The organism is Nocardiopsis sp. M1B1, from assembly GCF_052466615.1.
Genome location: NZ_CP196194.1, coordinates 5,539,313 through 5,551,128 on the forward strand (window position 1 = coordinate 5,539,313; position 11,816 = coordinate 5,551,128).

The following is an 11,816-nucleotide window of genomic DNA, read 5'->3' on the forward strand; positions in this document are numbered from 1 at the left end:
GCCCGCCTTCTCCGTGAAGACAGGTGCCCGCCGGGACCGTCCCGCACGCCGCGTGTGAATGTGTGGGAACCGGAGCCAGCGGGGCGCGAACGTCCGCGCGGGCGCGCACGGACCGTGACGAACGGTACGCGAGGCGGTCGTCTCTCCTGGTACTGAAGGGGCCCCTGAGACCTGGGAAAGGCACTGAGGCCACCAGAAAAACTACAAACTTTCCTTACCGTTTTCGTTGACGCAGCCGCGTGACAACTTTAAAGTTTCCTAACAATTAGCGGCTCACAGAGCCCCTTCGTCACCCCCGCTCGACGACAGGAGCAACCCCCGATGCCCGAACACCGCCTCAGGAAAGCCCCCCGAGCCGCGAAGGCCGCGCTGACCGGCGCCCTCGCCCTCCTGACCGCCGGACTCCTCGCCGGTTTCAGCCAGCTCTCCCCCGCTCCCACCGAGGTCGAGACCGTGTCCGACAGCGACTCCGCCCGGGTCCAGCAGACCGGCCAGTGGCTCACCGGGTACTGGCACAACTTCGACAACGGCTCCACCGTGATGCCGCTGTCGGAGGTCCCCTCCGAGTACAACCTGGTGGCCGTCGCCTTCGCCGACAACCACCCCACCCTCGACGGCGGGGTCACGTTCAACCTGGCCAGCCAGGAGCTGAACGGCTACACCGACCAGCAGTTCCGCGACGACATCGCGGCCGTCCAGGCCCAGGGCCGCAAGGTCGTCATCTCCGTGGGCGGCGAGCTCGGCCACGTGAGCGTCACCAACGCCACCCAGGCGAACAACTTCGCCGACACCGTGTACCAGCTGATGCAGGACTACGGCTTCGACGGGGTCGACATCGACCTGGAGCACGGCATCAACGCGCAGTACATGTCCCAGGCCCTGCGCGACCTGAGCGGCCGGGCCGGATCGGACCTGATCATCACGATGGCGCCGCAGACCATCGACTTCCAGAGCCCCGACCGGGAGTACTACAAGCTCGCCTCGGACATCTCCGACATCCTCACCATCGTCAACATGCAGTACTACAACTCCGGCTCGATGCTGGGGTGTGACGACCAGGTGTACCACCAGGGCACCCCGGACTTCGTCGCCGCGCTGGCCTGCATCCAGCTGGAGATGGGGCTGAGCCCGGACCAGGTGGGCCTCGGGCTGCCCGCCGTGCAGTCCGCCGCCGGAGGCGGGTACATGGCGCCCAGCCAGATCGTGCGCGCCCTGGACTGCCTGGAGGCCGGGACCAACTGCGGGTCCTTCTCCCCCGCCACCCCGTACGGCCCCATCGGCGGTGTGATGACCTGGTCCGTCAACTGGGACGCCACCAGCGGCTACGCCTTCGCCGAGACCATCTCGGCGCGCCTGGCCACCGGCCCCGGCGACGGCGGCGGGCCCACCGAGGAACCGACCGAGCAGCCCACCGAGCAGCCCGGCGACTGCACCGCCGCTGCCTGGACGGCCGACAGCACCTACACCGGCGGCGACGTGGTCTCCCACGGGGGCTCGGAGTACCGCGCCCAGTGGTGGACCCGCGGCGAGGAGCCGGGCACCACCGGCGAGTGGGGCGTCTGGAGGCTCGTCGGCACCTGCTGATCCGAGGCCGCGTGGGAGGGCCCCCGCCCCTTCCGCCACACGCGGCTCCCCGGCGGCCCGTCACACACTCCCCACAGGTGACGGGCCGCCGCCCCCCTGGAGGAGGGGGCGGAGCGCCGTCCCCCGGCGCTTCGCCCCCTCCTCCGACCTCTAGACCAGCGGCAGCGAGGGGCGCCGGACGCTGGGGGCCACGCCGTCGCTGGCCTCGGCCGCGCGCTGGCGCTCCTGCGGCACCGGACCGTAGGTCGTGGTGCGCTGGCGGACGGGGCGGCCCGTCGGCTCGACCAGGGCGCGGATGTCGCTGATGGTCTTGAACGACCCCTGCCCCGACCCGGCCATCCGGCTGATGGTCTCCTCCATCAGGGTGCCGCCGACGTCGTTCACCCCGCCCGAGAGCAGCTGGCGGCAGGTGTCCTCGGCGAGCTTGACCCACGAGCACTGGATGTTGTCGATGTGCCCGTGCAGCAGCAGGCGGGCCAGGGCGTGCACGGCGCGGTTCTCCCGGACGGTCGGCCCGGTGCGGGCCAGCCCGGCCAGGTAGATGGGCGCGTTGGTGTGCACGAACGGCAGCAGGACGAACTCGGTGAACCCCCGGCGGCCGTTGCGCTCCACCGACCGCTCCTGGAGGGAGCGCAGCAGTTTGATGTGCGCCACCCAGTGCCTGGGCGAGTCCACGTGCCCGTACATCATCGTGGACGTGGTGGGGATGCCCAGGTCGTGGGCGGACGTGATGACGTCGATCCACTCGGCCGCGGGCAGCTTGCCCTTGGTGAGGATCCAGCGGACCTCGTCGTCGAGGATCTCAGCGGCGGTGCCCGGCACGGAGCCGAGCCCGGCCTCGCGGGCGCGCAGCAGCCACTCGCGGACCGGCAGGTTGGTGCGCGCCGCCCCGTTGACCACCTCCATCGGGCTGAACGCGTGGACGTGCATGTCCGGGACGCGCTCGCGCACGGCGGCGGCGATGTCGAAGTAGGCGGTGCCCGGCAGGTCCGGGTGGATGCCGCCCTGCATGCACACCTCGGTCGCCCCGGCCTTCCATGCCTCCTCGGCGCGGTCGGCGACCTGCTCCAGGGAGAGCGTGTAGGCGTCGGCGTCGGTGCGGCGCTGGGCGAACGCGCAGAAGCGGCAACCGGTGTAGCAGACGTTGGTGAAGTTGATGTTCCTGGTCACGACGTAGGTGACGTCGTCGCCGACCGCGTCGCGGCGCACCCGGTCGGCCAGGTCGGTCAGCGCCTCCAGTTCGGCCCCGTCGGCGTGCAGCAGGGCGAGCGCCTCGTCGTCGGACAGCCCCGCCGGGTCGGACTCGGCGCTGCGCAGGGCCGCCGCGACGTCGGGGTCGAACCTGCGCGGCACGGCCCCCTCGCGGTCCACGCCCGAGCGCAGCTCGTCCCAGTCACCGTAGACGGCGTCGAAGTCGCCGCGGCGGTCGGTCGTGCGCCCCTCCGCATCGATCCCCGTGTGCAGGTCGGTGCGGCCGGAGGAGACCAGCACCGCCTCGGGCTCCTGCCAGGGACGGCCCACCACGGGCGCGTCCTCGCGCGCCAGACCGGTCTCGGGGTCGGCGAGGGCGGCCACGTGCCCGGCCACGCGCGGGTCCAGCCAGGGCTCCCCGGCCAGGACGTACTCGGGGTAGACGGTGAGCCGCTCGCGCAGGGCGAAGCCGTGGGCGGCGGTGCGCGCGGCCAGGTCGTCGATCTGCGGCCAGGGCCGCTCCGGGTTGACGTGGTCGGGGGTGAGCGGGGAGACGCCGCCCCAGTCGTCGATGCCCGCGCGCAGCATCAGACCGTACTCGTCCACGCCCCCGTGCTCGGCGCCGATGAGGTTGGGCGGCGCCTGCACGTGCGCCCTGGGCCCCATGACCAGGCGGGTGACGGCGATGGCGGCGGCCATCTCCTCGCGTTCGGCGTCGGGCCGGTGCATCATCGCGGTCGCGGGCTTGGCCCGGAAGTTCTGCACGATGACCTCCTGGACGCCGCCGTAGCGCCGGGAGGCGCCGCGCATCGCGAAGATCGACTCGGCGCGCTCGGCGGTGTTCTCACCGATGCCCAGGAGGATGCCGGTGGTGAAGGGGACGCTGGAGCGCCCGGCGTCCTCCAGCACGCGCAGCCGCACCGCCGGGTCCTTGTCCGGGCTGCCGTAGTGGGCCTGGCCCTTCTCGGTGAACAGCCGGGTGGAGGTGGTCTCCAGCATCATCCCCATGGACGGGGCGACGGGCTTGAGGCGTTGGAGGTCGGCCCAGGTGAGCACGCCCGGGTTCAGGTGCGGAAGCAGGCCGGTCTCCTCCAGCACCATGATGGCCATGGCCCGCACGTAGGACAGGGTGTCGTCGTAGCCGTGGGCGTTGAGCCACTCGGCGGCCTGCTTCCAGCGGTCCTCGGGCCGGTCGCCGAGTGTGAACAGGGCCTCCTTGCAGCCCATCTGGGCGCCCCGCCGGGCGATGTCCAGGACCTCGTCGGGCGACAGGAACGGGGCGTCGAGGCGGCCCGGCACCGTGGCGAACGTGCAGTAGTGGCAGCGGTCGCGGCACAGGCGGGTCAGGGGGACGAACACCTTGCGGCTGTAGGTGACGACCCCGGGGCGGCCCGCGGCCTCCAGCCCGGCGTCGCGCACCCTTCCGGCGTGTTCGAGGAGGACGTCCAGGTCCTCGCCCCTGGCGTGCAGGAGCACCTCTGCCTCGGTGACGTCGAGGGTCTTGCCGTCCCGGGCGCGGGCCAGGGCCCTGCGCATGGCGGACGGGGTCGGGGAGGGGACGGGGGCCGGGTCGTTCGCACCACTCATAGGGCGCAACCCTACGCCCCGCTCCTCGCGCGCGTGCGGACGCACCACCGGTGGCGCCGCATGTGTGCGGTGCGTCACCGCCGTGTTCCGCCGCTGGTCGGGGGTGCGGGAGGGGCCTCGGTGGCGTGGTGGGGCCTGTGAATCAGTTGTGCACGCTGGGGCCGCTGGTCCGGGGCGTCCACGGGGGCCGGAGGGTGCGCGGGCGGCGTAGGGTCGGCACGTACGGGAGGGAGGCCACGTGCTGAGTCGGCTGCGCAGTAGCCCGTGGGCGCGGTTGGCGCTGTTGCTGGTGGTGTGCGTGTGCGTGGGGCTGGCCCTGCGCGCGAACTGGGAACAGGCCCGGGACGCCGCGGCGGCGCTGCCCCTGTGGGTGCTGCCCGCGGCGGTGCTGACGGGCATGGCGGGGCTCACCGCGCAGATGCTCGCCTGGCGCGCGCTGCTGGCCGGGATGGGCTCCCCCCTGCCCCGCCGCACGGCGGCCCGCGTCATGTTCGTGGGGCAGCTCGGCAAGTACCTGCCGGGTTCGGTGTGGGCCTTCGTGGCCCAGGTCGAGCTGGCCCGGGACTGGAACGTGCCGCGCACACGCGGTGCGGCGGCGACCCTGCTCGCGGTGGGTGTGACGGTCGCGGCCGGGCTGGCGGTCGCGGCGGTGGCCCTGCCGCTGTCGTCGGCGGAGGCGGCCCGCCGCTGGTGGTGGGCGCTGGCGCTGGCACCCGTGCTGCTCGCCGCGCTGCACCCGCGCGTGGTCGGCTGGGGAATCCGGCTGGCGGCCCGCCCCTTCGCCCGGTTCCGCGAGGTCGCCGAGGCCGGGCCCCTGGACGTGTGCGGGCGGTCCATGGCCGCGGCCGTGGGGTGGACCCTGGTGGCCTGGGTGCCCCTGGGCCTGCACGTGTGGCTGCTGACCTGGGCGGTGGGCGGCGAGGCGCTGCGGTCGCTCGGACCGGCGGTGGGCGCCTACGCGCTGGCGTGGACGCTGGGGCTGCTGGTGGTGTTCGCCCCGGCGGGCCTGGGGGTGCGCGAGGCGGTGCTGGTGGTGGCGCTGGCGCCGGTGGTGGACGCCGGGGCCGCACTGGTGGTGGCGGTGCTGTCGCGGCTGGTGATGACCGTGGCGGACGTGGCCTGGGCGGGGCTGTCGGTGCTGCTGTCCCGGCGGGCCGTGCCGGGGCCGGAGGCCGTGCCCGGACCGCGTCCCTGAGGAGGGCCCCGTCCCGTCGGCGGCGCCGGAATCAGGCGGGCCGGGACCGGCGTCTCGGAAGCGCCGAAGCGGAGGCGGCGGCCGGGCACCGGCGTCGAGGGGGCGGGGGCAGCGGCGCGGGAACGACCGGCAAGAGCACTCAGCGTGAGAGTGACGGTCCGGCCCGCGGAAGCGGCGGTCGGGGCCCTCGCGGTCCGGAGGGTGACGAGCGGCGCACCCGGAACGCCGGACGGTCCGCGAACCCTCCCGCCGGGTTCGGGCTAGTAGGAGTGTGAGACCGCCCCCGCCAGAACACGAATCGATGGAATCCCCCATGCCCCGTGCCGTATCCCGGGCCGCCGGAGCCGAGGACGCGGAGACCGACGCGACCGTCATCATGCTGTCGTTGGAGGAGCCGACGCGCTTCGGAGAGGTCTTCCGCCGCCACGCGCCCGCCCTGCACCGCTACGCCGCCCGGCGGCTGGGCGGACCGGACGCCGATGACGTGGTGGCCGAGACCTTCCACATCGCCTTCCGCAAGCGCGACCGCTACGATCCGGCCCACCCGGACGCCCGCCCCTGGCTGTGGCGGATCGCCGCCAACCTGGTGCGCCGCCACCACCGCACCGAGACGCGCCACTACCGGGCCCTGGCCCGGACCGGTGTCGACCCCGTCCTGGAGGGCTTCGCCGACCGGGTGTCCGCGCGGGTGGACGCGCAGTCGGCGTCCAAGCCCCTGGCCGCCGCGCTGGCCGGGCTGTCCGCCCGTGACCGCGACGTCCTCCTGCTCGTCGCCTGGGGCGACCTGACCTACGAGGAGGTCGCCTCCGTACTCAGCGTTCCGGTGGGCACCGTCCGCTCCCGGCTGCACCGCGCCCGCAAGCGCGTGCGCGCCGCTCTGCGCGCCGCCACGCCCCTGAAGGAGGACTCCCGGTGAACGAGCTCGACCACCTGCGCCGCATGCGGGCCGAGGTCCGCGAACCCGCCCCCGAGGAGCTGACCCTGCGCACGGGCTGGCGGCCCGGTGACGGCAGGCCGCCGTCCCGCCCCCGCCCGGTGTCCCTGCTGCCCCTGACCCTGTCCGGAGCAGCCGTGCTCGTGGCCGCCGCCGTGTTCGCCTTCCTCGTCCTGGGCCCTGTCGGCGACCCGGAGCCGGACTCGGTCGCGGTGGGCCCCGGCCCCGGTTCCTCCGAGGGGCCCGGGGACACCCCCGACGTGATGGAGGTCATGGGTCCCGTCATCGAGGCCGCACGCTCCCAGGAGGCCGACGGCGGAGCCTGGTACGTACGCACCGTCCGCGGCAGCTCCCGGAGCGCGGGCTCCGGGGAGGACCGGTACGGGATCTACGGGCTCCAGACCTGGGAGACGTGGACGGTCATGGAGGGGGGGACCACCACGGACCGGGTGGTGTCGACCGACTGGTCCCTGCTGCGGCAGGAGGACCGGGACGCCTGGGAACGCGACGGCCGCCCCACCTACTGGCCCACGGACCACGAGGCCCAGGGCGGGGAGGTCCCTCCGGACGTGTCCGGACTCGGTTCCGCCGACGAGAGCCAAGGCGTGGCGTACGCCCTCGGCACGGAGGTGGTGACGTTCGAGGAGCTCCAGGCCCTGTCCCCGGACCCGGAGGAGCTGTCGGAGCTGCTGCTGTTGTCCCCCTCCGAGGGGGCTACGGTGGACGAGAACATGGGGGCCATCGCGCTCATGCTGGAGTACCCGTTCCCGCCCGAGGTGCGGGCGGGCGTGTACACCGTGCTCGCGCGGCTCCCCGGGGCCCGTCCCCTGGAAGGTGTGACCGACGTGTCGGGACGGCCCGCCGTCGGCCTGGCCTACCACGCCGGATCGGGGGAGTCGGGTGCGTACGAGCAGCGCCTCCTCTTCGACCCGGCAACGGGCGCTCTGCTGTCCGACGAGCTGGTCGTGCTGGAGCCCGCCGCCTCGGACACCGCCTGGCTCGGACCCGGAGACGTGGTCAGCTACCGGCTCCACGAGTCCATGGGCTGGACCGACGAACAGCCCGAGTGACCGCGCGGGCCCCGGGTTCCCCGCCGCTCGGGCCCGGGGCCGCTCCGCGTCCTCCCCGGCGTACGGGATCAGGCCCCGAGCAGCCGTTCGGTGTAGGCCCGCCAGTACGGCTCGGCCTCCACCGGGCGGACCCCGGCGCGCAGCCGCTCGGGCTCCCCCGGCGCGTAGAACTCCCCCAGCGCGCGGGCCAGGTCGGCGGCGTCGCCCGGCGCGCACAGCAGGCCGTCGACCCCCTCGCGCACGTGGTCGGGGAGGGTTCCGGCGCGGGTGGCCACCACCGGAATCCCGTGCTCGTGCGCCAGCCACACGTTCTGGGTGGCGGTGGCGGTGCGGTAGGGCAGCACCACCGCGTCGGCCGAGGCGAACAGCTCCGGCAGCTCACCGGCGGGGACGTACCCGTCCCGCAGCCGCACCCGGTCGGCGATCCCCAGCCCGGCGGCCAGTTCCTCCAGCTCCGCCGTGCCGCCCCAGAACTCCCCGGCCACGGTGAGCGTCACGTCCTCGGGCGCACCGTCGGCCAGGGCGCGCAGCAGCAGGTCCACCCCCTTGTAGGGGCGGACGATGCCCAGGAACAGCAGGTGCCGCCGCTCCCCCGGCGCCGGGGCCGCCGCGCCGCCGGTCTCGGGCAGGTGTGGTGGCATCTGGGCGACCACGGGCCGCCGCGCCCCGGGTCCCCTGAGCCCCTCGGCCAGGCGCGCCTGCTCGGGCGAGTGGGCGACCACGCCGTCCACCCGCCGCAGCAGGGCCCGCACGAGGGAAACGTCCACGGCGCGGCGCTCGTGGGGCAGCACGTTGTGGCACAGCGCCACCACCCGCGCGCCCCCGGAACGCCGTACGGAGCGCACCCCGGCGAGGACGCCGAGGTAGGCGGGCACCTGCACCGGGGAGAACAGGGTGAGCACCACCAGATCGGCCTCGCGGGCCAGGCGCCGCCCGGTCCGCCACCACCCGTCCGGCCGGTACCAGGCCAGCTCGTGGCGGGTGCCGGGGTGGGGTTCGCCCTCGGGGTCCTCGATGGTCTGCCGGCCGGGGTAGAGGGCGGCCGGGTACTGCGCCCGCCAGGACTCCACGGCCGTGGGGTGGCCCAGCGCGCTCAGCCGGTGCGCCAGCTCGGTGGTGTGCCGGGCGCCGCCGCCCTTGTAGGGGTGGGCGGGCCCGATCAGGGCCACCCGCACCGCCGGGCTCACGCGCTGTCCCTGGAGCGCACGATGAGGTCGGCCAGCAGGGCGATCGCCGCGATGATCAGCCCCGTCATGAGGATCATGACGGTGTTGTTGGGGATGTAGAGCGGGTTGCGCACCTGGTCGAAGACGAACTTGGCGGCGCCGACCCCCAGCAGCACCAGGGCGGGCGGCATGAGCACCTTGAGCGGGTTGAAGTACATCACCATGCGCAGCACCTGGAGGATGTAGCGGTAGGCGTCGCCCACGAAGTGGAACTTGGACGTGCCCGCGCGCTTGGCGTACTCGATCGGCACGTACCTGACCGGGTGCTGGTTGGACAGGAAGGCCAGCGTGATGGTGGTGACGCAGGAGAACCCGGGCGGCAGCAGCCGCAGGTAGGGGCGGGCGACCTCGCGGCGGAACACGCGCAGCCCCGAGTTGAGGTCGGGGATGCGGGTGTTGGTGAGGCGTTCGGCGATCTTGCGGATGACCCACTTGGCGGGCACCCGCAGGGCCTTGTGGCTGCCCATCTCCTGGGTGCGCGCGCCCACGACCTGGTCGGTCCCGGGGTCCTCCTCCAGCATGCGGACCAGCTCGGGGATGCGCTCGTTGGGGTAGCTCATGTCGGCGTCGGTCCACACGACGAACTCGCCGCGGGCCCGCTGGCTGCCGATCCGGCGGACGGTGCCCGCCCCGCCGTTGTGCCCGAACGCGATGACGCGCATGTGCGGGTACACGGGCTCCACGTCGCGCAGCCGGGCCAGGGTGGCGTCGGTGGAGGCGTCGTCCACGGCCAGCAGCTCGTAGGAGTACCCGGAGGCGTCCATGGCGCCGCAGATCCGTTTGACCTCGTCGACGACGTGGTCCTCCTCGTTGTAGCAGGGGAGCACGATGGTGACGCGGACCGGCTGGTCCTCGCCGTGCTGCCTGGGTGCGTCGTCGCTTCTGTGGCTCATGGGTTCTTCTTCGGCGGGGTGGGGTGGGTTCGGGAGGGGCCGGGCCGGGCGCTCATCCCCCGTCGGGGAACACGGACACCCACACGTTTCCCCTGAAGGCCCAGGAACCGGTCGGCGGTTCCATGAGGGTACTCGGGTCCATCCGGGCGTTCACGTGGAAGGGTCTCTCGGGCTCGGCCTCGCCGCCCGTGAGGTCCTCCAGGACCTGCCAGTCGGAGGCGGCGAGCACGGCGTCGCGGTCGCGCTCGTGGATCTCGGAGACCACGCGGTCCACGTCGCCGGGGGTCGGCTCGTCCATGGACGCGGTGGGCACCCCGCAGACGTTGCGCAGCAGCGGCATGTAGTTCCCGGCCATGTCGGAGTCGACCACGACCACCGAGGCGTCCTCCGACAGCGCCGCGCAGAGCCGGTGCGTGGCGGCGACGCTGCCGACGTCCTGTCTGTACCCCATGATCCCGGCGGCCGCCGTGGCCGCGGTGGGGACGAGCAGCGCCACCGAGGCGCTGGCGGCGACCACGACGGGGAGGGCGCGGGCCGCCGGAGTGCTCCGGCCGGAGTGGGCTGCGACGGCGCAGTAGCGGGTGAGCCAGGCCAGGAACCAGACGGCGAACAGGATGAACGCCGGGATGACCAGGGCGATCAGCCGTCTGCTGGCCCAGGGGTGGTCGGGGGTGATGGCGGGGCGCAGCAGGGTGGTGCCGACCGTCCACACCAACAGCATGGCGGGCAGCAGCCACTGGAGGTCGCGGCGCTGGAAGAGGCGGCGCAGCACGTGGGCGACGCCGAGCGAGGCGAACAGGACCGTGGCCAGGCCCACGTACCAGCCCACCCAGTACAGGCTCATGTCGTAGTAGGTGCGGCTGCCCTCCACGGGCAGGCCCTCGCGCTGCTGGACGTAGGCGACCCAGCCGTCGGTGAAGTCGCTGCCGTGCCCGTAGTCCGGCCACAGCAGGGGGCGGACGGCGAACAGCGCCATGGCCAGCAGGGCGAGCGCGGCCACCGCGTCGGGCAGCCGGCGCACGCGTTCCACGCGCGGGACGCCGTGGCGCCACAGGGCGGCGGTGGCCGCGACGGTGACGGCGATGACGACGGCGCTGATGAGGAGCAGGGGGTTGAGGGAGTCGGAGAGGTACTCCAGGTAGGGCAGGGACAGCCCGTACCCGGCGTACAGGCCCAGCCCCGCGCCCGCGGCCAGCCCGCCCAGCAGCGGCAGGGCCTGCCCCCGGCGGGCGAGCAGCAGCAGACCGACGAACCCGACCACGGGCAGCAGGTCGCGGATCGCGTCGATGCGCACCACCAGCCCCAGACCGAACGCCAGTCCCGCCACGGCGGCCAGCGTGTGCGCGGACGACCACCGGTCGGTGATCCGGGTCCGCCGCGCGAGCGCGTCGTAGGCCAGGACCAGGCCGCCCAACAGCAGGATCTGGGTGACCGGCTCGCTGTAGGTGAAGCGGCTGACCCACTGCTGGGGCAGGCACACGGCCAGGACCAGGGCGGCCAGGGGCGCCCACCGGATCCCGACCAGGCGCGCGGTGAGCCCGGCGAAGGTGAGCACGCCCAGCGCGCCCAGGACCGGCGTCGTGACGAGCATCCCGTCGAGCCCGCCCAGCCAGTAGCCGATGGAGGTCACCAGGGGCGCACCTGCCATGAACTGCGGCCAGATGACGTCGCCGCGCTGGTAGTGGGCCAGGCTCTGGTAGCTGAGCGAGGGGTCGTCGCCCGCGATGAGCTCGCGCTGCTGCGGGATGGGCAGGAACCCGTTCTCGGCGATCCACGCCGTGTACATGGCGTAGGAGGCCGGGTCGCGGCGGATGACCAGGGCCTCGGCGTGGTAGGCGATCTGCACGGCGGCGAAGGCGACCGTGATCAGCAAGACGAGGACGACCGGCCACCAGGGCGCGTCCTCCTGGTCGGGCGGGTCGGGGATGAGCCGGGGCACCAGGAGGCAGGCCGCGAGCACGGCGGGCGTTCCGAGGACGGCTGCCGTCAGCGGGGTGAGGGAACCCAGGGCCAGGAGGGGGAAGGCCACCAGGAGCCAGGCCGAGACGGCGATCGCGGGGAGCGCGGTGGCACGGGCGAGGAACCGTCCGGGGAGCAAGCGCATGGGGCAACTCTGACAGCTCCCCGGCACCAACG

8 protein-coding genes are annotated in these 11,816 nt (G+C 73.7%); 4 read left to right on the plus strand and 4 right to left on the minus strand.

What is annotated here, in order from left to right; translation table 11 throughout:
• Positions 1–321 precede the first annotated feature (321 nt).
• On the plus strand, positions 322–1,584 hold the full coding sequence (locus tag ACSTA4_RS23940; RefSeq protein ID WP_444961108.1) for a glycosyl hydrolase family 18 protein: 1,263 nt from the start codon (positions 322–324) through the stop codon (positions 1,582–1,584).
• Positions 1,585–1,734: 150 nt separating this feature from the next.
• Here ACSTA4_RS23940 and ACSTA4_RS23945 read toward each other — a convergent pair whose 3' ends face one another.
• Positions 1,735–4,362, minus strand: coding sequence for a bifunctional FO biosynthesis protein CofGH (locus ACSTA4_RS23945; RefSeq protein ID WP_444961109.1), 2,628 nt, complete (start codon positions 4,360–4,362; stop codon positions 1,735–1,737).
• Between the two features lie 238 nt (positions 4,363–4,600).
• On the opposite strand from ACSTA4_RS23945, the gene ACSTA4_RS23950 reads away from it, so the two are divergent.
• From ACSTA4_RS23950 to ACSTA4_RS23960, 3 genes are all read left to right on the plus strand, one after another.
• Positions 4,601–5,557 carry a lysylphosphatidylglycerol synthase domain-containing protein gene (locus tag ACSTA4_RS23950; protein WP_444961110.1) on the plus strand — a complete coding sequence of 319 codons (957 nt, stop codon included), beginning with the start codon at positions 4,601–4,603 and terminating at the stop codon, positions 5,555–5,557.
• A gap of 313 nt (positions 5,558–5,870) precedes the next feature.
• Positions 5,871–6,473 carry an RNA polymerase sigma factor gene (locus tag ACSTA4_RS23955; RefSeq protein ID WP_444961111.1) on the plus strand — a complete coding sequence of 201 codons (603 nt, stop codon included), beginning with the start codon at positions 5,871–5,873 and terminating at the stop codon, positions 6,471–6,473.
• Positions 6,470–7,561 (plus strand): CU044_5270 family protein, encoded by a 1,092-nt coding sequence (locus ACSTA4_RS23960; RefSeq protein ID WP_444961112.1) that lies wholly within the window; start codon positions 6,470–6,472, stop codon positions 7,559–7,561. The genes ACSTA4_RS23955 and ACSTA4_RS23960 overlap by 4 nt, the downstream gene beginning before the upstream one ends.
• Before the next feature lie 68 nt (positions 7,562–7,629).
• Here the strand turns inward: ACSTA4_RS23960 and ACSTA4_RS23965 are convergent, their stop codons facing one another.
• The 3 genes from ACSTA4_RS23965 to ACSTA4_RS23975 are packed head-to-tail and all read right to left on the minus strand — an operon-like array spanning position 7,630 to position 11,784.
• A complete protein-coding gene (locus tag ACSTA4_RS23965) occupies positions 7,630–8,748 on the minus strand; it encodes a glycosyltransferase family 4 protein (protein WP_444961113.1) in 1,119 nt (372 codons plus the stop codon).
• Positions 8,745–9,680, minus strand: coding sequence for a glycosyltransferase family 2 protein (locus tag ACSTA4_RS23970; protein ID WP_444961114.1), 936 nt, complete (start codon positions 9,678–9,680; stop codon positions 8,745–8,747). The genes ACSTA4_RS23965 and ACSTA4_RS23970 overlap by 4 nt, the downstream gene beginning before the upstream one ends.
• Positions 9,681–9,732: 52 nt before the next feature.
• On the minus strand, positions 9,733–11,784 hold the full coding sequence (locus ACSTA4_RS23975; protein WP_444961115.1) for a hypothetical protein: 2,052 nt from the start codon (positions 11,782–11,784) through the stop codon (positions 9,733–9,735).
• Positions 11,785–11,816 lie beyond the last annotated feature (32 nt).

Bases quoted from the DNA above. Each gene is read 5' to 3' on its own strand.
- ACSTA4_RS23940 (WP_444961108.1), top strand. From the start codon at position 322: ATGCCCGAACACCGCCTCAGGAAAGCCCCCCGAGCCGCGAAGGCCGCG.
- ACSTA4_RS23945 (WP_444961109.1), bottom strand. From the start codon at position 4,362: ATGAGTGGTGCGAACGACCCGGCCCCCGTCCCCTCCCCGACCCCGTCC.
- ACSTA4_RS23955 (WP_444961111.1), top strand. From the start codon at position 5,871: ATGCCCCGTGCCGTATCCCGGGCCGCCGGAGCCGAGGACGCGGAGACC.
- ACSTA4_RS23970 (WP_444961114.1), bottom strand. From the start codon at position 9,680: ATGAGCCACAGAAGCGACGACGCACCCAGGCAGCACGGCGAGGACCAG.
- ACSTA4_RS23975 (WP_444961115.1), bottom strand. From the start codon at position 11,784: ATGCGCTTGCTCCCCGGACGGTTCCTCGCCCGTGCCACCGCGCTCCCC.